Below are 22,236 nucleotides of genomic sequence, written 5' to 3' on the forward strand. Positions count from 1 at the left end.
GATTATGATGCTAAACTAAGTTAATGTTTTAATGTGAACAACTTTATTGAACAAGATGTATCATTAGAAAAATGTCCTGCATTAGTTCTTAATGCTGATTACAGACCCCTAAGCTATTACCCACTATCATTATGGTCATGGCAAGATACTGTGAAATCAGTTTTTCTTGATAGAGTTATAATTGTAAGCCATTACGATAGAACTATCAGAAGCCCTTCATTTAATATGAAGCTACCAAGTGTTATAGCTTTAAAAGACTATATTGTTCCTCAAACGAAACCAAGTTTTACTAGATTTAACGTTTTTTTAAGAGATAAATTCTCTTGTCAATACTGTGGAAGTAATGAGGAACTTACTTTTGATCATTTGCTTCCAAGATCTAAAGGTGGAGAAACAAATTGGGACAATGTTGTTACAGCTTGTTCAGCTTGTAATGTAAAAAAAGGTGGAAAATTATTAAAACATTCAGGAATGAAATTAAATCAATATCCATTCAGACCTTCAACAGAAGATTTACATAAAAATGGCAAGAACTTTCCTCCTAACTTTTTACATAAAAGTTGGATGGATTATTTGTATTGGGATGTTGAATTAGAAACTTAAATTTTTTCAGAAATATTAATTGCAATTTTAGAACCAGTTTTAATTATTTTATCTAAAATACTATAAGGTCCTTTTTTAGTTGCACCTTTTTCATAAGCGATATCTTTATGATTAAGCTCATCTTCTCTAAATTTTGTAATTTTGTTTTTGAGAAATTTTTCATCTTCATCTAATTGATTAATTTGATTTAAGTAGTGTTCATCAATTACTTCCTCTACAGATGCTGTGCATAGCATGGCTGCCTTTTTCCCTAACAAAGTAGAACCAAATCCTAAACCAACACCTAGCAAATCCCACAGTGGCAAAAGTTTTGTAGGAGCAATGTTTCTTTTTTTAATTTCATTTTCAAAGAATTCACTATGTTCCTTTTCATGAATTTTCATATCTTCTATGATTTTTTTCAAATTTTCATCTTTGACAAATGTATTTAAAGCTAACAATTGACCCTCATATATTTTAACTGCTCCACGCTCACCAGCATGATCTACCCTTATAAATTCTTCAATTTTTTTTTTACTTACTTTTGGCATAGTTTAAATAAATTTTTAATGCATTGATTGTAATTAGTATAGAAATTACAATATTGTAAGTTGTAAGTGATAATCCAAAAATTTTAAATGTTACATCTTTGCAGCTCACTTTTTGTTCTTGCAATTGTTTTAAAATTTCTTCTTTGGATGTTACTTCAGAGCCATTTTTTAGGTCACAAACTAGAGATTCCTCGATAAACCCTTGTTCAATACCAAAATGATAAACTGATAAGATAGTAGCTGTTAAAAAAACAATTACCAATAAAACCAAAAATATTTTTTCAAACTGAGAAAATTTATAATTCAAGAGTATAATTACTATTGCAATTAAATATGGAATTCTCTCTAAGATACAAAGATTGCATGGTTGATGACCCAAAATATATTCAATAAAGAACGCTGACAATAAAGCAACGAAACTGACAAATAAAATCAGGTTAAGAAACAATGATTTATTTTTAAGCATTAAATTTAAAAATTAAAAATATAATTCCTAATACTATAACTATTAAAATTCCAATTATAGTGAACCATTTTGAACCATGCTTCTCCATGAATTCAGTAAATAAGTCACCAAATTTATAAGATAAATAAGCAACAATAAAAAATCTGAGACTTCTCGAGATTAAACTCACAACAATAAATATAGGTAAACTAAAACCAACAACACCACTAGCAATAGTGAATGCCTTATAGGGAAGTGGAGTAAATCCTGCTAGAAAAAGAATACTTAGCCAGGCAAAAAAACCTGATCCTTGAGAAAAACTTGTCTTCAAATTTTCTACTTTATTTTCATAACCATAAAATTCAATTACATTAATAGCCAAATCATAAAACAAATAACCTAGTAAATATCCAAAAATTCCTCCTAAAACTGAAAATAAAGATGCGATTAAAAATATTTTAAAATATTCTTTTTTTTTAGCAATCACCATAGGAATAATCATTACATCTGGAGGTATAGGAAAAAACGAACTTTCAGTGAAGGAAACAATTCCTAAGTACAAATTTGAACTTTTGTGAGCAGCTAAATTTAAACACTTTTTATAAAGACTTTGGAACATTTTTTGGTTTTAATATAATTTTAGTTCTTATACTATTTAATTATAATTTAATTTAATGGGCGAATGGCGGAACTGGTAGACGCGCACGACTCAAAATCGTGTTTCGCAAGAAGTGAGAGTTCGATTCTCTCTTCGCCCACCAAAGTTTATGAATATAAAAAACTATAATAATCTTTTAGAACTATTTTATAATCAGTATACAAAAGAAAAAGCAGATCAAATTTTTCTTAAATCCTTAAAAAATCCAAACGATAAATTTTCTTGGAGAGATACTTATTTGAATATTTTAAAATTAAGCGACGAGCTTAAATTTTTAATTCAAAAAAAAGATAGATGTTTATTAATTTCAGAAAATAGACCTGAATGGATGATATCTGATTTAGCGATAATGTTAGCAGGTGGAATTACCGTGCCAGCCTATACCACTTACACCGAAAGAGATTATGAATATTTAATTGATGATTGTAATCCATCAGTAATAGTTGTCTCAGATCAAGTTCAATATAATAAAATTAAAAATATAATTTCTACAAAGCCATTTATAAAAAAGGTTATCACTTTTGATCAAATTGACAGTCAATCAAATACTATATGTATTAAAGATATTTTTCTAAAGAACGATTGTGAAGAGATCGATTTTTTAAAATTAGAAATTTCTAGAAAAGATGTAGCTTGTATTATTTATACATCAGGAACCCAAGGTAACCCCAAGGGAGTAATGCTCAGCCATGGAGGGATTTTAAATAATTGTGAAGGCTCTATTTCACTTTTAAAAGAGATAATATCTTACAAACCTAAATTCTTAACTTGGTTACCATTATCGCATTCTTATGAACACACCGTTCAGTTTGTCCAAATAGCAATAGGAGCCGAAGTTTACTATGCAGAAAGTATAGATAAGTTAATTAAAAATATGGGAGAATGTAGTCCAGATATTATGACAGCTGTTCCAAGATTTTATCAGAATCTGTATCAAAAAATTAATTCGACTTTTAATAAAGCTACTGGTTTTAAAAAATCTCTAATAAATAAAATGCTTTATCTTGGAGAAAAAGTGCTAACAAATCAAAAACTTACTTTTTTTGAAAAAGTTCAAAATATAATTTGCGAAAAAATAGTTAGAAAAAAAATAAAAGCTCAATTTGGAGGTTCTCTAAAAGCATTCATTTCTGGAGGAGGCGCGCTAGATAAAGAAGTGGGTGTTTTTTTAAATTCGATAGGTTTACCGACTTTGCAAGGTTATGGGTTAACTGAAACTTCTCCAGTTGTAAGCTGCAACCCAATAAAAGATATAAGGATAGATACAGTAGGTCCTACTTTTAGTGGTAATGAAGTGAAAATTGCTGACGATGGTGAAATTCTGGTTAAAGGTGAAAATGTTATGTTAGGCTATTGGAATAAAAAGGAAGAGACAGAAAAAGTTTTAAAGGATGGCTGGTTATATACTGGAGATATAGGACATTTTGAAAATGGATATTTAAAAATCACTGATAGAAAAAAAGATATTTTAATTACACCAGGTGGTGACAATATTTCTCCTGTGAAAATTGAAAATGATTTACTTAAGATTGAAATTGTAGAGCAAGCATTAGTTTATGGAGATAACAAACCATATTTAATAGCTATTTTAGTTTTAAATAATAATGAAAGTAATGCATCAGATGAAAACGTTTCAAAAGAAATAGAAACAATAAATAAAAACTTATCTAAGATAGAAAAAATTAAAAAGTTTTTTGTAATTAAAGAACAATTTACAATTGAAAATGGATTAATGACACCAACTTTAAAGTTAAAAAGATATAAAATTATTGAAAAGTATAAAAGTGAAATAGAAAAACTTTATTAAATTTCTTTAAATTAAGAGTTTATTTACCGCATAAACATTAACTAAATTAATAAAAAAATTTTTTATAAAAAATAAAAAATAAAAAATATTTTTTTTAAAATTCGCTTTTAATTAATGATTTGACATAAGTTGTATAAAAAAATAAAAATAAGTTAACAGCGAATCAATTTGATTCGTTAAACTAAAAAGGGAGCTAAAGATGCCTAAGAAAAGAAAAAAAGCAGCAAAGAAAACTAAGAAAAAAGCTAAGAAAAAAGCTAAGAAAAAAGCTAAAAAAGCTAAGAAAAGAAGAAAATAGTAACTTAGTATTCTTTACAAAAAACGCTTCTCATAACTTTTTGTGTGAGAGGCGTTTTTTTTTATTCGTCTAAAGGTTCGTCGGTTTCAGAAATAGGTTCTTCGACAGGTAAATCAGCAGTCGGAGTTTTAGGAGTAGCGCTAATAGCTTGTGTTTGTCCACCAACATTTCTCTTTAATGCTTTATCTAATTTTTTTTGAGTGTCTTCTTGTGATAAATTTAAAATTATCTGAAATTCTGATTGCATTCTTTCATAAGCTTTTTCAAAAAGTTGTCTTTCACTATAAGATTGATCAACCATAAGGTCATCACCTTTGTTTAGATCTCTTACAACTTCAGCTAATTCATAAATTTTACCTGATGAAATTTTCGCCTCATATTCTTGTGCTCTTCTACTCCACATTGATCTTTTGATTTTTGGCTTACTTTTTAATATAGAAATACATTTGTTTACTTGATTGATTGTTGCTAAAGGTCTTAAGTGAGACTGTTTGTTAACGGGTACCATACCATTAGCTTTATCTTTTTCAAATTTGATAACGTATGTTTCAACATCAATACCACCGATATTTATTTTTTTAAATTCTGTAATTTGACCAACACCATGTTTTGGATAAACAACATAATCTTTAATTTTAAATTCTCTTTTTTCGCTTTCTTGTTTTTTAACTTTTTTTATCTCAGGTTTAACCTCATTAGTTTTTGATATTCTTAAATTATCTACTTTCGGTTCATCTGGCGTTTCAGTAGTTTTTGAAACTTTTTTTATTTTAGGAGATTTATTTGGAATTTTTTTTAATACTTTTTTAGCTTTTTTTACCACTACTTTTTTGACTTTTTTAGTTTTAGTTTTTACAACTTTTTTAACTTTAGTTACTTTTTTCTTTTTAACTTTTTTTGTCATTTCTTTATCTGATTTACCTTTAAAGATTTTCTTTAAAATACTTTTCGTACTTATTTTGCTCATTTTTAAATTTTTCGTGATCCGCAGGGGGATCTTTTTTCTCACTTATGTTTGGCCAGATTTCTGAATATTTTTTATTGATCTCTAACCATTTTTCGCTTCCAGGTTCTGTATCTGCTTTTATAGCATCAACGGGGCACTCTGGCTCACAAACGCCACAATCTATACACTCATCCGGTTTAATTACAAGCATATTTTTACCTTCATAAAAACAATCAACCGGACAAACGTCTACACAATCAGTAAGCTTACACTTAATACAATTATCGTTTACAATATAAGTCACTCTTTACTTTCCTCTTTTAATCTATGCTTAATATCTCCCATAGTTTTACTGTCAATGTATAAAAGTCCCACTAATCTTCTCATAAGATTTGTTTCATACATATCTGCATCTTCATTAGAATAAATAATTGACCAAAGAGCTTCCACTATTTTAATTTTATCTTTTTCAGGTAAATTTTTAATTTCTCTTGTGAAGTCTAAAATTTGGTTTGAATTTTCCTCAATAATTTTTGCATCTTGTATAGTTTTTGTGATTTTTTCACTTTCAAGACCCAACTCTAGAAGTGTTTTTTTAATTATTTCCTCTTCTTTGTCAGTATAATTTTCATCTATTTTTGCAGCATGAATTAATAAAGCACAAACTTTTACTATAAAATTATTCTCTTCTTTTTTATCTGTCTTTTTAAAAAACATAAAATTAACCTAACTTGAGATTTTTAAGAACTTTAAATGGATTTTCATTTGAAACTTTTTTGTTCTGTATCTTTTTAAATTTTTTAACAGGATTATATTTAAAAAACATGTCTTGTTCTTTTTCATAAGTTTTATAACCCATTTTTTGTAATAATTTTTTAAAGTTCTCCTTGCTGCACCCTAAAAGATTTAACATTTCAGGTATCATTTTTATTTCATTATTTTCTTTTGAAGTAGCATTAATAATTTGTACAAAGAGTCTTTCAAGAATATCTATTCTTACAAAAAAATTATCAAATTTTTCAAATCCACAGAGAAGCATAAAGTTTTTATTTTTAGAATCTTTATCTTCTAAAAAATTTAATCCAAAAGTTGGTGGTTTTAAATTATAGAATTTTTGATGAAAATTTTTCCACAATAAGGTTCTTAAAGATACAGCATCTGGTTTTATAAGCTGATAAAGGAATACATGGTATCTTCCAAATTTTACACCCAATTCTCTAAGTACTTTTCTATCTATTTGTTCAAGATTTTTTAAATAATCAGAAACTTGTTCTCTTTTTAAAACACCATTATTTTCATAAAGCTGATAAGCCAAAGCCTTAATTGAAGACTTATCTTCTTTAATGTTTTTTAAATCTATTAAACTTTTCAAGACATCGCTTATTTTAGAGTTTAGCCATTTTTGAATAAAATCATTTAGTTTTTGTTTTGGATTTTGTTCAATAATGTCATCAACAACTAAAGTAAAATTGGGACTTAAATAATCATTTCCTGGTAACAGTCTAGCAATTGGAAATTCATTCCAATATATTTTAAAATCCTCTTTTAAATCTATTAATCCCGTATCTATAATTGATTGAATTCTTTTATCAAACTCAGGTCCAATTGATTGTCTAGCAGCTTTTTTTAATGACTTGATATCAGTTTCAAGAGAGCCTTTTTTTAAATCTAATTCTAATTTCAAACCTTTGATTTTACCAATAAACTGATCATCTATTTTAACGTCATTGTTCTGTAATATTTCAGTTTTGAATTCCATGTCTTGTTTTAAACCTCTTGCAAGTATGCTTGCTCTTTTGTCGATAAAAGTCTTGGTAAGTTCTTCATGAAGTCTGTCAGAAAGTCTATCTTCTAAATGTTTTGTTTTTTCTATCCAATAATTTTGATTTTCTACCCAATTATTTTTATTTGAAACATAAGACCAAGTTCTTACATTTGCAATTCTATTTGATAAAGAATCTACATTTCCCTCTAATTTATCAAGTTTCATGAGCTGCAATCTCATGTAATCTTCTGAAATTAGACCTTTTTCACTGTTTAAAAATTTAAAAACATTTTTGATCACTTCATAATGATTGCCATAGGTTTTTTTAACAAAATCAGGTATCTGACAACATTCCCATAATAATTTGAGAGTTCTTTCGTTAAATTCTAGATTATTTTTTTCATCTTTTATAAAATATTTTAGCGCTCTTTCATCCTCACATTCGTGAACTTTTCTTAACCATTCCATCTGGGGTCTTTCTTCAAGACTTTTAATCAGTGAATTTGGATTATTGAAATTAAGATCAGAATTTCTCCAGAATAAAGTTCTTATTTCTTCAAATTTATGTCCTTCAATTAATTCCACTTCTTCAGGTGAAATTTCTTTACAATCACCAGTTATACCAAAACCACCATCATTTAAATATCTTCCAGCTCTTCCTGCTATTTGACCTATTTCAGATAAATTTAATTTTCTTAATTTTTTTCCATCAAATTTTTTAAGATTTGAAAAATATACATAATCTAGATCCATATTTATTCCCATTCCAATAGCGTCAGTGGCTACTAAAAAATCAACATCTCCAGATTGGTAAAGTTCTACTTGAGCATTTCTCGTTTTAGGACTTAATGAACCCATAACTATAGCTGCCCCACCCTTTTGTCTTCTTATTAATTCTGCTATTGCATAAACTTCCTCCGCTGAAAAAGCTATAATTGCAGTTTTTCTATTTATCCTTGATATCTTTTTATGTCCGGCATAAGTGAGTTTTGACAATCTATCTCTATTAATAAATTCTAAATCCTCATTTAATTTAGATATGATATTTTTAATAGTACTAGAACCCATTAGCATCGTAAGTTTTTCACCTCTTAAATTTAATAATCTATCTGTGAATATGTGACCTCTTTCATGATCTGCACACATTTGAATTTCGTCTATGCCCACAAATTCTAAATGTTTTTCAATAGGCATTGATTCGACTGTGCATAAATAATATTTTGCGTTTGTAGGAATTATTTTTTCTTCACCAGTAATTAAAGCAACTTTGTCTATACTAATTTTTTTTATTACTTTATCGTAAACCTCTCTTGCTAATAATCTTAATGGGAACCCAATCATTCCGCTGTCAAAAGATAGCATTGTGTCAATTGCAAGATGAGTTTTACCTGTGTTTGTTGGACCAAGAACAGCTGTAATTTTATTTTTAGGCATTTCTATCTTTGGTGTATAATTTTTTTTACCTACCAGATATTGTTAGTGCTAAAGAACAAAAATAGACTAAAACATGACCGAATCGGAGGGTAAAAAGTTCTCATTTTTATATTAATATTAATGAGAATATCATAATTGAGATTAATTCTATAATAGTAATTTAATAAAATAAAAATGACCAATAAACTTTGGGAAGCATCTTTAAAAGAGAAAAAAAATTCAAATCTTTATGCTTTTGAGAAATTTATTTCAAATAAAATCAAAAAAAAATTTAATTTAAATTACAAAACTTTTTTGAATTGGACTGTTAAAAATTCTCCTGAGTTTTGGAATTATTTTTGGGAATTTTCACAAATTAAAGGGTTGAAAAGTAAAAAAAAAATTAAAAAATCTAAAATATTTTATAAAAATTTATTCTTACCAGGTAGTAAGTTAAATTTTGGTGAGAATTTATTGTCAAAAAATAATGATGATAAGGCACTCACATTTATAAGCGAAAATGGCTTTAGAGAAGAAAAATCTTGGAGAGAATTAAATTTAAGTACAGGCAAAATTGTAAAGTTTTTAAAGGAAATTAAAATTAAAAAAGGAGACAGAGTTGCAGCTTATATGCCTAATACTATCGAGACAGTTGAGGCGTTTATAGCAGCGAGTACTTTAGGAAGCATTTGGTCATCATGCAGTCCTGATTTTGGTATTAAAGGTGTTGTTGAAAGATTTTCTCAAATTAATCCAAAAGTTTTGTTCATTACAGACCAGTATTTTTACAATGGGAAAAAAATTAATGTATTAGAGAGATTATCTGAAATTTTAAAATCTATTCCATCAATTAAAAATGTTGTGATTGTTAATTATCCTGGAAAAAAATATGTCACTAATAAAAGTAAATATAAGAAAATAAATTTAATTAAATGGCGTGAGATTATTCAAAATCAATCTGAAAAAATAAATTTTAAAAAGTATGATTTCGAAAGCGAGTTGACTATTTTATATTCAAGTGGAACAACTGGAAAACCAAAATGTATTTGCCACAGAACTGGTGGAGTTCTTCTTCAACATAAGAAAGAACACCAATTACATTGCGATATAAAAGAAAATGATAACGTGTTTTATTTTACCACTTGTGGCTGGATGATGTGGAATTGGTTAGTAAGCTCGTTAGCTTCAAAGGCATCAATAGTACTTTTTGATGGTTCTCCAATGTATAAATCAAGTGATTTACTTTTAAAAATAGCACAAAGAGAAAAAATTACTCTGTTTGGAATTAGTGCTAAATATATTGATGCTCTAAGAAAATTAGAACCTAATCTTAAATTTAAATATAAACTTCAAAAACTAAAAACAATATGTTCAACAGGTTCTCCTTTATCAAGTGAAGGTTTTAAATATGTTTATAAAAATATTAAAAAGAAAGTTCATCTCTCATCTATTTCGGGTGGTACAGATATTGTATCATGTTTTGTTTTAGGAAATATATATCAGCCTGTAAATATTGGTGAAATACAAAATTCTGGCTTAGGTTTAGATGTTGATGTCTTTAATGATAGTGGTAAATCTTTAAAAAATTCTAAAGGTGAACTAGTTTGTAAAAATCCATTTCCATCAATGCCTCTTAAATTTTGGAATGATAAAAATGACGTAAAATTTAAAAAAGCTTACTTCAATAGATATAAAAATACTTGGCATCATGGTGATTATGCTGAAAGAAGAAATACCGATGGTTTTATTATACATGGAAGATCTGACACTACCCTTAATCCAGGAGGTGTAAGACTTGGTACTGCTGAAATATATTCTGAGGTTGAAAAGTTTAAAGAAATTAAAGAAGCACTAGTAGTTGGTCAATCTTGGGATAATGATATAAGAATAATTCTTTTCGTTGTAATGAGTAATGAATACATACTTGATGATTCTTTACTTAATAGAATAAAAACTCAAATAAGAATAAATGCATCACCAAGACATGTCCCTAGTAAAGTAATTGTTGTAAAAGATATTCCAAGAACCAAAAGTGGTAAAATTGTTGAGCTTGCAGTTAAAAGCACTATAGAAGGAAGTGTTGTTAAAAATAAAGAAGCTTTAGCAAACCCAGAAGTTTTAAAACAATACAAAAATTTGAAACAGTTAAGTTATTAAATGTTAAAAAATATAGTTAAAGATTTAAAACCATCTTCTACGCTAGCAATCAATGAAGCTTCAAAAAAACTTGAAGATGAAGGAAAAAAAATATTTAAATTTGGTTTTGGACAATCACCCTTTAAAGTTCCACAAGACGTAGTAGAGGAGCTTAAAAATAATGCGTATCAAAACAAATATTTGCCCATGCAAGGTCTTTCAGAACTAAGACAGTCTGTTGCAAAATACTCATCAAAGAAAAAAAATTATGAATATAATTCTAAGAATGTCATCATAGGACCAGGCTCTAAAGAGTTGATGTTTTTACTTCATGTAATATTCGATGGTGAAATTATATTGCCTGCACCTAGTTGGGTTTCTTACGCACCACAAGCAATATTAGGAAGAAACAAAATTCAAATTTTACAAACAAAAAGAGAAAATAATTGGTTCCCTACAGCTCAAGAAATAGAGGAAGTAATATTAAAAGATAAAAATAAAAATTATTTATTATTTTTAAATTCCCCCAATAATCCTTCAGGACAAGTTTGTGAAAATTTGGAAGAGATTTCTAATGTTGCAAATAAACATAATCTTATAATTTTATCTGATGAGATATATTCAGAACTGACTTTTACAAAAAATTATAAGTCTATTTCAAATTTTTGTCCTGAAAAAACAATTATCAGTACTGGCCTAAGTAAATGGTGTGGAGCTGGTGGTTGGAGATTGGGATATTTTATTGTCCCAGAGAGCTTAAATGACATAAAAAACATGATTAATGTTTTAGCCAGTGAAACCTTTTCAGCAGTAAGTGCGCCTATCCAATATGCTGCAATAAAAGCATATGAAAACAATCATAGTAAATACATTAATAAATCTAGAAATATTTTAAAGGCTGTCGGCAATTATGTTTATCAAAATTTAAAATCAAACAAAATTTTAATTAATGAACCTCAAGGAGGTTTCTATTTAATGCCTGAATTTTTAGATTCTAAATTTAAAACTTCATCAGAAATGTGTGAAAATATTTTAAAAGAAACAGGTGTTGCATTATTACCTGGATCAGATTTTGGATTTAATGAAAGTAAAATGCTTGCAAGATTAAGCTTTACTGATTTTGATGGAGAAAAATTCATGAATAGTATTAAGGAAGATCAATCTATTGATTTTAATATAATCGAAAAGTTGGCACCAAAGGTTGTAGAAGGTGTTGATAATTTAAAAAAATGGTCAGAAAATCTTTAAAATCAACCTATACATCTATTATAATTTTTTGTTAAGATTAATTTATAAAAAATAACGACATACAATTATAGAGAGGGAAAAATAATGAAAAAAATAATCACATCCCTATCAAGTGCTTTACTGATTTTATTTGCATCACTGTCCTTAACTACAGTTGCTAAATCAGCTGAGTTCTTCACGATAGGAACTGGTGGACCTACTGGAGTATATTTCCAAACAGGTAACGCTATATGTAAAATGCTTCATAAATCAGCAATTAGTGCTGAGCACGGTAGAAAAAAAGGTACAGCTAAAGCGTATAGATGTACTGCTCCATCGACAGGTGGTTCAAACTACAATATTGGACAAATAGCAGCTGGAGAATTTCAATTTGGTGTAGCTCAATCTGACTGGCAATATCACGCAGTGAATGGTTCAAGCAAATGGGAAGGAAAACAGTTTAGTGATTTGAGAGCTGTGTTTTCAGTTCACAACGAACCTTTTCAAATTTGGGCTAGAAAAAAAGCAAGAGTTAAAGATTTTGCAGACTTAGAAGGTAAAGTAGTAAACATTGGTAACCCTGGTTCTGGTCAGAGAGGAACCATGGAAGAGCTAATGAAAGCTATGGGTGTTGATAATAGTTTCTTTAAATCAACAACAGAGTTAACTTCTTCAGAGCAAGTGAAAGCTTTATGTGATGGTAAAATTGATGCATTTGGTTATTCGGTTGGATTTCCAAATGGTGCAATGGAACAAGCCGCAACTTGTGCTGCTAAAGCATCTCCAATCAATTTGACTGGACCAGAAGTTCAAGGCTTAATTGATGGTGCTGATTATTATGCACAGGCTGTAATTCCTAAAGGCACTTATACTAAACAGAAAAAAGATGCTACTACATTTGGTGTTAAAGCAACTGTGGTAACTTCAGCAGATGTTTCTGAAGAACTAGTGTACTTAGTTACAAAAGCAGTTTTTGAAAACTTTGACGATTTCAAAAAACAACATCCAGCATTTGGATTTTTGGAAAAGAAAAACATGATTAAAGATGGTTTATCTGCTCCACTACATCCTGGTGCAATTAAATATTATAAAGAAGCTGGATTAATGTAATCTAAGTTTTTTACTTTTTAAAAGGCCTGGTAATTTTTACCGGGCCTTTTTTTTATGGTATGAATATTTCTTATGAGTAATTCAATTAGCACCAATATAAAAAATAAAATAAGCGAAGATTTATCACCAACCAGAAACATTACTGGATTTCATTTAAAGGTAGTTTCTGCAATAGCTATCATTTGGTCCTTATTTCAACTTTGGTACGCATCACCATTTCCATTTATGTTGAATATTGGAATGTTTAAAGGTTTACCTGCGAGAGCAATACATTTAGGATTTGCATTAACTTTAGCATTTTTAATCTACCCAGTAGCAAAAGGAAAAAAAATTTCATTTTTTGATATTATTATAAGTTTTGTGGGCGCTTTTTCTTGTCTCTATATTTATTTTTTTTATGATCAATTAGTAGAGAGGGGTGGTGTTCTTTTAAGTTTGAAAATCACTGATACATTCAATTTTCCAGTGGAATTAATTTTAGGAGGATGTGGTATTTTAATACTTTTAGAGGCCACAAGAAGAGCAATTGGATTACCTTTGGTAATCATTGCAACTAGTTTTTTATTATTTTCATATTTTGGAAGGTATGCACCAGAGATAATTTCTCATGGAGGCTTGTCTTTAAATAGATTAGTAGGATTTCAATGGTTGGATCAAGAGGCAATATTTGGAATCCCTATTGGTGTTTCTGTAGATTTTATTTTTCTGTTCGTTTTATTTGGTGCCTTACTCGAAACAGCAGGTGGAGGTAAATATTTTTTAGATTTAGCCTTTGCGATGGTTGGTAAAATGAGAGGTGGACCAGCCAAAGCTGCAATTCTAGGTTCAGGAATGACTGGCTTAATCTCAGGATCATCAATTGCTAATACCGTAACTACTGGAACATTTACTATTCCAATAATGAAAAAAACAGGTTTCTCTAAAGAAAAGGCAGGTGCAATTGAGGTTTCATCATCTGTAAATGGACAAATAATGCCGCCTGTGATGGGTGCCGCAGCATTTGTAATGGCAAGTTTTATTGGGGTTACTTATTTTGAAATAGTTAAACATGCTTTTTTACCTGCAATTATTTCTTATATTGCTCTATTTTATATATCTCACCTAGAAGCTCTAAAATTAAATCTCAAAGGAATGGACGATGCCGATGTTCCTAATTTGAAAAAAACATTTTTATCTGGAATTCATTTTTTAATTCCTATTTTTGTTTTAATTTATACTCTTGTTTATTTAAGGTTTACTGCTTCGTATTCAATTTTTTATGCAACAATTACTTTAATTTTAGTAAATCTAATTAACTTAATTATTAAAAATAATTACTCTAAAGATTCTTTTAAAGAATGGTTTAATCAAACAATCGTTGGTTTTGAAAAAGGGGCATTGAATATGGTAGCAGTTGGTATAGCAATTGCTACAGCTGGTATCATAGTAGGTGCAGTTGGCTCAACAGGCTTAAGTACAAACTTAATTATTGTTATCGAATCTATTGCTAAAGATAACGTCACAATACTATTATTTTTAACAATAATTTTATGTTTGTTGTTAGGAATGGGTTTACCAACTACAGCAAACTATGTTGTGGTTGCATCTTTGATGGCAACTGTTTTAGTTGATGTTGGAAATGCATCTGGGTTTATTTTTCCACTAATAGCAGTTCATTTATTTGTTTTTTACTTTGGACTGATGGCAGATGTAACACCGCCAGTAGGACTAGCTTCTTATGCAGCTGCAGGAATATCTGGAGGAGACCCATTAAGGACTGGAGTTCAAGCATTTTGGTATAGTTTAAGAACAGGAATATTACCAATAGTCTTTTTGTTTAATCATGAACTTTTACTTATTGATATTGAAAATATCTGGCATGGGCTTATTGTTATTATAACATCATTAATCGGAATTTTAGTTTTTACATCAGCAACTCAAGGTTGGTTTGTAAATAGACTTAAATGGTATGAGATAATTATTTTTTTAATCATTTCTATTTCTTTATTGTCTCCAGATTTTGTTCTAAATAAATTTTACCCAAAATATAATTATCAAGAAATTAATAAAATCAATTCATTAAAATTTGATTCAAAAAAAGAAATTCAAATTAAAGTAACAAGACCCAGTTTATATGGAGAAAGATATAAACTTTTTGTAATATCAAAAAATACCTTTGAAGATCATTTTACTCTAGAGGATTATGGGATTACTTTATTGGTGCAAGATGAAAAAATAATTGTTGATAATTTAAAATGGAATGGAGAGGCAAAAAAAAATGGTTTTGAAATGGGTGATTATATTAGTGAATTTAAAATTGAAAACTTTGATAGACCGTCCAAAAATATAGTTTATCCAATCGCTTTAATTTTATTAGTTATTTGTGGATATTTTAATATCAGAAGAAAAGAATAAATTAACCACCTGGACCTAAGTTTGAAGGTTTAACTTTTAAAATTTTCCAAACACCTGTTGCTGATGTGATAATTTTGTTATTACATTTAAGCTCACAAAATAAAAATATTAGTGTATTAGTTTTTTTTAAAATTTTTGTATGTCCAATAATTTCATCACCAACTTTTGAGGCACCAATAAACTTGATATCTAATGAAATAGTTACACATGGAGCATTACTCGCAGATCTGTGAGCAGCGGTTCCGGCACCTGCATCTATTAATGCTGATAGATAGCCTCCATGAGTTATACCAGCAGCATTTAAGTGATTTTCATTTATAGTAGATTTAAATTCATATTCAGTTTCAGAAATGTTTCTAAACAAAACACCTCCATTGTGTTTCATAAAACCAGGTGTTAAGCTTATTTGTTCAAATTCATTACTCATAAAATTTACAATACAATTGTTAATAGCAATAATAACAATGCGATAATTATAAAAAAGTAAATTACTGATTTTTGTAAAGATGCTTTTAAAAGCCAATTAATCATTTTTATCCTTTTTTGGTGGACCGCCCAGAACTCGAATCTGGAATCTCCCGGTTCGTAGCCGAGCGCCTTATCCAATTTGGCCAGCGGTCCAAAATTAATTTTATTAAAGATACTGTATTTTCAGGTTTTATTAACAAATTTTGTTCAATTAAAACACAGCTTTGCATAAAAAGATTAATTAATGTGATAAAATAACATAAAAATATATTTTATTTGAGTGTATAAGCCTTTTAAATAATGAGCGAAAAACTACTTGTTCCTGACATCGGTGATTTTGAGAATGTTGAGGTGATAGAATTACTTGTGAAGCCTGGAGATACAATCAAGGAAAATGATCCAGTAGTTACAATTGAAAGTGATAAATCTAGTGTTGAAATCCCATCAACTATTTCAGGAAAAATTGATACCGTTAATGTCAAAGTAGGTGATAAAGTTTCAAAAGGTGATTTACTTTTAAGTTTAAGCAATTCAACCAAAAGTCTTCCAGAGAGCAATCTTCCTAAAGATACAGAAAATATTATTAAACAAGCTGAGGAAGCAATGGCTGTAAATAAAGAGGAGCCGGTGAATGTTTCAGAGCCAGCTAAAGAAAAAAAACAATCTATAATTCAAGTTACAAATGGATTAGATACAGATCCTTTAGAAACTCAAGATTGGCTAGAGTCTTTATCTGCAGTAATTTCAAAAGATGGAAATCAAAGAGCTCATTTTTTAATTAAGGAATTAATTAACAAAGCCTATCGTGAAGGAGCAAATATTCCTTACACCCAAAATACTCCGTATATAAATACCATTCCTCCTGAGGCTGAAATAAAGTCAAATGGAGATCAAAATATTGAGAGAAGAATAAGATCTCTGATCAGATGGAATGCAGCTGCAATGGTAGTAAGAGCTAACAAAAAATTTCCAGAATTAGGTGGACACATAGGAACCTTTGCATCTGCTGCAACTTTATATGATGTTGGAATGAATCATTTTTGGAGAGCAAAAAACAATAAATTTGGAGGTGATCTAGTATATTTTCAGGGACACAGCGCACCTGGAATGTATGCTAGAGCATTTTTAGAGGGTAGATTAACTGAGAAACAATTAGATAGTTTTAGACAGGAAGTAAAACCTGGAGGATTATCTTCATACCCTCACCCTTGGCTAATGCCAAATTTTTGGCAATTTCCTACTGTTTCAATGGGGTTAGGACCAATGCTTGCAATTTATCAAGCAAGATACATGAAATATTTAATCAATAGAGGATTGATTAAAGATGAAGGACGAAAAGTCTGGGCTTTTTTAGGAGATGGTGAAATGGATGAACCAGAATCCATGGGTGCAATTGGATTAGCAGCTAGAGAAAAACTAGATAATTTAATTTTTGTAATTAATTGTAATCTCCAAAGACTTGATGGACCTGTAAGAGGAAATGGAAAAATTATACAAGAACTTGAAGGTAGCTTCAGAGGTGCTGGATGGAATGTAATAAAAGTTATTTGGGGTTCATATTGGGACTCATTATTAGCTAATGACAAATCTGGTCAATTAGTAAAAATTATGAATGAAACTGTAGATGGTGAATACCAAGCCATGAAAGCAAGAGATGGTGCATATGTACGAGAAAAGTTTTTTGGAAAAAATCCAGATACTTTGGAGATGGTTTCATCTATGTCAGATAAAGATATTTGGAGATTAAATCGAGGAGGACACGACCCCCATAAGGTATACGCAGCTTATGATAAAGCAATTAAAAACCAAGGAAGTCCAACAGTTATTATTGCAAAAACAATCAAGGGATATGGAATGGGAAAAACAGGTGAAAGTGTAAACACTACTCACCAAACTAAAAAATTAGATGTGGATGATCTTATGTATTATAGAGATCGTTTTGACGTTCCTCTAACTGATGAACAAGTTAGAAACATAGAATACTTTAAGCCTGATGAAAAATCTCCAGAGATTAGATACATAAAAGAAAGAAGGCTTAAATTGGGAGGTTATTTGCCAGAGAGATCAACCTTTGCAAAACCTATTAAAGCACCATCAAAAGATATTTTTGATTTTATGAAAGTTTCAACTGGTGAAAAAGAAATGTCTACCACAATGGCGCTGGTCAGAATGTTAACTAATTTGTTAAGAGATAAAAATATTTCACCTAGATTAGTTCCAATTATCCCAGATGAAGCAAGAACATTTGGTATGGAAGGTTTTTTTCAAAAAATTGGAATATACGCTCATGAAGGACAGAAATATGAGCCCGAAGATGCTGCACAACTAAGTTCTTATAGAGAAGATAAAAGTGGACAGGTACTTGAAGAAGGAATTAATGAGGCAGGAGCGATGTCTTCTTGGATAGCAGCTGCAACTGCTTACACAAATCATGATATTGAAATGATACCGATATATATTTTTTATTCTATGTTTGGATTTCAAAGAATTGGAGATTTAGCTTGGGCTGCTGGTGATAGCCAAGCTAGAGGTTTTTTAGTTGGTGCAACAGCCGGAAGAACAACATTAGCAGGTGAAGGATTACAACATCAAGACGGACATAGTCATTTGATTGCATCAACAATTCCTAATTGTGTAACTTATGATCCTACATTTCACTATGAATTAGCAACTATTTTTAGAGAGGGTCTAAGAAGAATGCATGAGAAGAAAGAAAATGTTTTTTATTATATTACAACAATGAATGAAAATTATTCACATCCTGAAATGCCTAAGGATAAAAATTGTGAAGAGGGAATTCTTAAAGGAATGTATAAGATAAAGGAATTTAACAAATATAAAAAAACAAAACTTCAACTTTTAGGCTCAGGAACAATTTTAAGAGAGATGATGTCAGCAGCTGAAATTTTACAAAACGACTATCAAATTGATAGTGAAATATGGAGTGTTACAAGTTTTAATGAGTTAAGAAAAGATGGGATGGAAGTTGAAAGATACAACCTTCTAAATCCCGACAAAACTCCTAAAAAATCATATGTAGAGCAATGTCTTGGAAGTACTGAAGGACCAATTATGGCAGCATCTGATTATATGAGAATGAACTCTGATCAAATAAGACCTTACACAAACAATAAGAGCTTTTATTCTCTAGGTGCAGATGGTTTTGGAAGAAGTGATACTAGAAAAAATTTAAGAAAATTCTTTGAGGTAGATAAAGAACATTTAGTAGCTTATGGATTAAGTATTTTAGCAAAAGAACAATTGATAGCTTCAAAATATGCAAAAGATGCTATGAAAAAATACAAAATTGATGGCGACAAACCTATGCCAACAAAATTATAATGTCAGATATTGAAATTAAGGTACCAAATATAGGAGATTTTAAAGATGTTGAGGTTATTGAGGTATTAGTAAAAAAAGGCCAATCAATTAAAAAAAATGACCCTTTAATTACAATAGAAAGTGATAAGTCTAGCGTAGAAATACCATCTAGTTTTGAAGGTAAAATTTCTAACTTAAATATAAAAGTTGGAGATAAGGTATCTGAAGGAGATTTAATTTTAACTTTAGAAAAGTCATCACAGATAAATCAAAAAGTTGAACAAAAGCCAATAATAGAAAAAGAGTTCAAAAAAATTGAAGTAATAGAACCTGAGGTTCAACAAGAAACTAAAGTTTTAAATAATGTATCTAATATTTCATCAGCAAGCCCAAAAGCTAGAAAATTTGCTAGAGAACTCGGTGTAGATATAAATAAAGTTTTAGGAAGCGAGAGAGATGGAAGAGTAGTTGAAGATGATATAAAAAAATTTGTAGCATTAAGATCAAACAATAACACCGAGGTTGTTGAGGAAAAAAAACCAAGCAAAATCAAAAATGAATTTGAGCATTCAGATTTTGGTCAAATAGAGATCAAAGATATACCAAGAGTAAAAAAATTATCATCAAAGTATTTAACAAATTCATGGACCACTATACCTCATGTTACAAATCATGATGAGGCTGATATTACAGAAATGGAAAACTTCAGAAATTCTTTGACTGATATTTATACGGGAGAAAAAATTAAAATTACTCCTTTAGCATTTATTGTAAAAGCTTTAGTTGCTTCGTTAAAAAAATTTCCAAGTTTTAATTCTTCAATTGATGAAATTGAAACAGGTAAAATGACAATGAAAAAATATTACCATATAGGTATAGCTGTAGACACTCCAAATGGACTAATGGTTCCAAAAATTAGAAATGCTAATAATAAAAAAATTTCTCATATTAGTAGAGAGTTGAGAGAGGTAAGTGAGCTTTGTAGAAATTTAAAAATAGATAAAAAAGAATTGTTTGGCGGTTCAATGACTATTACTAGTTTGGGTGGAATAGGTGGATCATTTTTTACACCAATAATAAATTATCCTGAAGTAGCAATTTTAGGAGTAGGTAGATCAGAGAAAAAACAAATTTATATAAATGGAAAGTTTCAAACTAGAACAATGCTACCGATTTCTTTGTCTTATGATCATAGAATTATTGATGGAGCTGAGGCAGCAAGATTTAACAATGATCTTAAAGAAAACTTAGGCAAAAATTTTGCTTATAAGCTAGCTGTATAATCAAAAATGTCTAAGCCTATTTCCCTATTAAGTGCTTTGTTATGCACTTTTATATGGGGCACAACTTTTATTGCTCAAGATACTGGCATGGACAATATTGGTCCTTTTACATTTAATGCTGTTAGATTTTTTGTTGGTTTTTTAGCTATTACCCCACTCGTAATTTTATTTGAATTAAAAAATTTTAAACCAGAATTAAAAACAGATAAAAAAACATTTGTAATTTATGTGTCTTTAATAGGATTGTCCTTATTTTTAGGTTCTGCATTACAACAGGTTGCTTTGCTCTATACAGATGTTGCAAATGCAGCCTTTTTTACGATCTTTTATGTACCTATGGTGCCTATCATAATTTATTTGTTTGGAAAAAAATCAATACATTGGAGTGTATGGCCTTCAGTAATTTTATGTTTAATTGGAGGATATTTATTAACAAATTTTTACGATGCAACTGTTAGATTGGGAGATACCTTGGTTGTACTAGGAGCTTTATTTTGGAGCACACATATTATATTTACTGGAATTATTATTTCTAAATACAATCTTCCACTTACAATTGGAGCAATTCAAACTTTAATCGTAGCTATTTTGTCTTTTTTCATTGGAATTTTTTATGAAGAATTTGTTTGGAACAACATTCTAATGGAAATGTATTCTATATTATATGCTGGAATATTATCTGGAGGATTTGCATTTGTATTACAGATTTATGCACAAAAAAATATTACACCTGCACCAGCAGCAATTATTTTTTCCCTTGAGGGTGTATTTGCAACTGTAGCTGCATGGTTTATTTTAAATCAAGTATTAGATATAAATAATATACTTGGATGTTTTTTTATTTTGTGTGGAGTTTTATTATCACAATTACTCCCACTTATAAAAAGAAAAAAAATTTAATAAATTAAACTAAACAATACTAAAGCAATTATTATTCTATAAATTACAAATGCATTCATAGAAAACTTATTTATAAAAATTAAAAAATATTTAACTGTTAAAAAAGAAAGAATAAAAGAAGATATAATTGCAATTATTACCAAATAATTAAATTCTGTTGGTTGATTAAAAATATCTTTTAAACTAAGTACACTTGCACCAGCTAATGCTGGGATAGATAGTAAAAAAGATATTTTACTCGAATCCACTCTATTAAACTTTAAAATCCTCGCAGCTGTTATTGTAACTCCTGCTCTGCTTACTCCAGGTATCAATGATAAAATTTGCATTACTCCTATAAATAAAATTGATTGAATATTTAAATTTGTAGAAATTTTTTTATCAAAACGACTTTTGTCAGAAATGTATAAAACAATTGCAAATATTAAAGTTGTCCATGCAATAGTTTCAATGTTTCGTAAACTATAAATTAGCCCTGTAGTGTATAAAATATATCCAAAGATTATTAATGGAATAGATCCAATAATAATTAAACTTATTAGTCTTTTATTTTTATTAATGTTTAATAACTCTTCTTTGAAATAATAAACTATTGCAAAAAGAGATCCTAGATGAAGGCTAATATCAATTAGTAATGAGCTAGATTTAAATTCATACAAACTTGAAACTAAAATTAAATGTGCAGAAGAACTTATTGGAAGAAATTCTGAAATCCCTTGAATTGCTGAAAGGATTAAAACTTCTATAATATTCTGAAACATAATTTCTTCGTAGCTTATAAAGCTTATATTTCAAACAATACGATTTGATCATAGTAGCTATGCATTTATTAGAAACCCGTTTGTTTATAACAAAAATGAAAGATTAAAGGTCAATAAATATGACCTATTAAATGCTTTATTTTATAAAATCATTATATAATTTGCCGAAAA

The 22,236-nt window shown here is 29.0% G+C and carries 18 protein-coding genes and 2 tRNA genes; 10 read left to right on the forward strand and 10 right to left on the reverse strand.

The genetic code is table 11. The features are described 5' to 3' along the window. Window positions 1-33 precede the first annotated feature (33 nt). Complete coding sequence (locus ACTTAS_RS07065) at window positions 34-603, forward strand: HNH endonuclease (protein ID WP_262590094.1); 570 nt, start codon at window positions 34-36, stop codon at window positions 601-603. Here the strand turns inward: ACTTAS_RS07065 and ACTTAS_RS07070 are convergent. Genes ACTTAS_RS07070 through ACTTAS_RS07080 form a run of 3 tightly spaced genes read right to left on the reverse strand, consistent with a single transcriptional unit; the run spans window position 600 to window position 2,197 of the window. Continuing rightward, on the reverse strand, window positions 600-1,133 hold the full coding sequence (locus ACTTAS_RS07070) for a demethoxyubiquinone hydroxylase family protein (protein ID WP_262590095.1): 534 nt from the start codon (window positions 1,131-1,133) through the stop codon (window positions 600-602). The genes ACTTAS_RS07065 and ACTTAS_RS07070 overlap by 4 nt on opposite strands. Next, window positions 1,117-1,599, reverse strand: coding sequence for a disulfide bond formation protein B (locus tag ACTTAS_RS07075; protein ID WP_440678876.1), 483 nt, complete (start codon window positions 1,597-1,599; stop codon window positions 1,117-1,119). The genes ACTTAS_RS07070 and ACTTAS_RS07075 overlap by 17 nt, the downstream gene beginning before the upstream one ends. Further along, window positions 1,592-2,197 (reverse strand): YqaA family protein, encoded by a 606-nt coding sequence (locus ACTTAS_RS07080; RefSeq protein WP_440678877.1) that lies wholly within the window; start codon window positions 2,195-2,197, stop codon window positions 1,592-1,594. Before ACTTAS_RS07080 ends, ACTTAS_RS07075 begins: the two co-directional genes overlap by 8 nt. A 57-nt stretch (window positions 2,198-2,254) precedes the next feature. Here ACTTAS_RS07080 and ACTTAS_RS07085 point away from each other — a divergent pair. Beyond that, window positions 2,255-2,339: transfer RNA gene (locus ACTTAS_RS07085), tRNA-Leu, on the forward strand. 6 nt (window positions 2,340-2,345) lie between these two features. Then, the gene (locus tag ACTTAS_RS07090) at window positions 2,346-4,043 is read left to right on the forward strand and encodes an AMP-dependent synthetase/ligase (protein WP_440678878.1); all 1,698 of its coding nucleotides are present in this window, start codon (window positions 2,346-2,348) and stop codon (window positions 4,041-4,043) included. Between the two features lie 359 nt (window positions 4,044-4,402). Here the strand turns inward: ACTTAS_RS07090 and ACTTAS_RS07095 are convergent, their stop codons facing one another. The 4 genes from ACTTAS_RS07095 to ACTTAS_RS07110 are packed head-to-tail and all read right to left on the reverse strand — an operon-like array spanning window position 4,403 to window position 8,486. After that, window positions 4,403-5,308: a CarD family transcriptional regulator gene (locus tag ACTTAS_RS07095; protein ID WP_440678879.1), complete on the reverse strand. Its 906-nt coding sequence runs from the start codon at window positions 5,306-5,308 to the stop codon at window positions 4,403-4,405. Beyond that, window positions 5,265-5,591, reverse strand: a complete 327-nt coding sequence (fdxA, locus tag ACTTAS_RS07100; RefSeq protein WP_075484280.1) for a ferredoxin FdxA — start codon at window positions 5,589-5,591, stop codon at window positions 5,265-5,267. Before fdxA ends, ACTTAS_RS07095 begins: the two co-directional genes overlap by 44 nt. Next, on the reverse strand, window positions 5,588-6,004 hold the full coding sequence (locus tag ACTTAS_RS07105; protein ID WP_440678880.1) for a TerB family tellurite resistance protein: 417 nt from the start codon (window positions 6,002-6,004) through the stop codon (window positions 5,588-5,590). Before ACTTAS_RS07105 ends, fdxA begins: the two co-directional genes overlap by 4 nt. A 4-nt stretch (window positions 6,005-6,008) precedes the next feature. Further along, window positions 6,009-8,486: a helicase-related protein gene (locus ACTTAS_RS07110; protein WP_440678881.1), complete on the reverse strand. Its 2,478-nt coding sequence runs from the start codon at window positions 8,484-8,486 to the stop codon at window positions 6,009-6,011. Window positions 8,487-8,660: 174 nt separating this feature from the next. Between ACTTAS_RS07110 and ACTTAS_RS07115 the strand changes: the two genes are divergently transcribed. The 4 genes from ACTTAS_RS07115 to ACTTAS_RS07130 all read left to right on the forward strand — a co-directional run bounded on the left by ACTTAS_RS07115 (window position 8,661) and on the right by ACTTAS_RS07130 (window position 15,332). Further along, window positions 8,661-10,622, forward strand: a complete 1,962-nt coding sequence (locus ACTTAS_RS07115; RefSeq protein ID WP_440678882.1) for an acetoacetate--CoA ligase — start codon at window positions 8,661-8,663, stop codon at window positions 10,620-10,622. Further along, the gene (locus tag ACTTAS_RS07120) at window positions 10,623-11,849 is read left to right on the forward strand and encodes a pyridoxal phosphate-dependent aminotransferase (protein WP_440678883.1); all 1,227 of its coding nucleotides are present in this window, start codon (window positions 10,623-10,625) and stop codon (window positions 11,847-11,849) included. It begins immediately after the preceding gene. A gap of 84 nt (window positions 11,850-11,933) precedes the next feature. Further along, window positions 11,934-12,938 carry a TAXI family TRAP transporter solute-binding subunit gene (locus ACTTAS_RS07125; RefSeq protein ID WP_440678884.1) on the forward strand — a complete coding sequence of 335 codons (1,005 nt, stop codon included), beginning with the start codon at window positions 11,934-11,936 and terminating at the stop codon, window positions 12,936-12,938. A 72-nt stretch (window positions 12,939-13,010) separates the two neighbouring features. Continuing rightward, window positions 13,011-15,332, forward strand: a complete 2,322-nt coding sequence (locus ACTTAS_RS07130; RefSeq protein WP_440678885.1) for a TRAP transporter permease — start codon at window positions 13,011-13,013, stop codon at window positions 15,330-15,332. A 1-nt stretch (window position 15,333) separates the two neighbouring features. Here the strand turns inward: ACTTAS_RS07130 and ACTTAS_RS07135 are convergent, their stop codons facing one another. Beyond that, complete coding sequence (locus ACTTAS_RS07135; protein WP_440653399.1) at window positions 15,334-15,759, reverse strand: PaaI family thioesterase; 426 nt, start codon at window positions 15,757-15,759, stop codon at window positions 15,334-15,336. A 117-nt stretch (window positions 15,760-15,876) separates the two neighbouring features. After that, window positions 15,877-15,953, reverse strand: a tRNA-Arg gene (locus ACTTAS_RS07140). Window positions 15,954-16,100: 147 nt separating this feature from the next. On the opposite strand from ACTTAS_RS07140, the gene aceE reads away from it, so the two are divergent. From aceE to ACTTAS_RS07155, 3 genes are read left to right on the forward strand one after another with little or no spacing between them, the layout of a single operon-like run. After that, window positions 16,101-19,142 carry a pyruvate dehydrogenase (acetyl-transferring), homodimeric type gene (gene aceE / locus ACTTAS_RS07145; RefSeq protein ID WP_440678886.1) on the forward strand — a complete coding sequence of 1,014 codons (3,042 nt, stop codon included), beginning with the start codon at window positions 16,101-16,103 and terminating at the stop codon, window positions 19,140-19,142. Then, on the forward strand, window positions 19,142-20,404 hold the full coding sequence (locus ACTTAS_RS07150) for a 2-oxo acid dehydrogenase subunit E2 (RefSeq protein ID WP_440678887.1): 1,263 nt from the start codon (window positions 19,142-19,144) through the stop codon (window positions 20,402-20,404). The genes aceE and ACTTAS_RS07150 overlap by 1 nt, the downstream gene beginning before the upstream one ends. 6 nt (window positions 20,405-20,410) lie before the next feature. Further along, window positions 20,411-21,304 carry a DMT family transporter gene (locus ACTTAS_RS07155; RefSeq protein ID WP_440678888.1) on the forward strand — a complete coding sequence of 298 codons (894 nt, stop codon included), beginning with the start codon at window positions 20,411-20,413 and terminating at the stop codon, window positions 21,302-21,304. Here the strand turns inward: ACTTAS_RS07155 and ACTTAS_RS07160 are convergent. Next, a complete protein-coding gene (locus tag ACTTAS_RS07160) occupies window positions 21,301-22,065 on the reverse strand; it encodes an undecaprenyl-diphosphate phosphatase (protein ID WP_440633258.1) in 765 nt (254 codons plus the stop codon). The two genes, ACTTAS_RS07155 and ACTTAS_RS07160, sit on opposite strands and share 4 nt — an antisense overlap. Window positions 22,066-22,236: the final 171 nt, after the last annotated feature.

Origin of the sequence: Candidatus Pelagibacter sp. HIMB1611 (assembly GCF_052047715.1) — a bacterium.
GTDB lineage: Bacteria > Pseudomonadota > Alphaproteobacteria > Pelagibacterales > Pelagibacteraceae > Pelagibacter.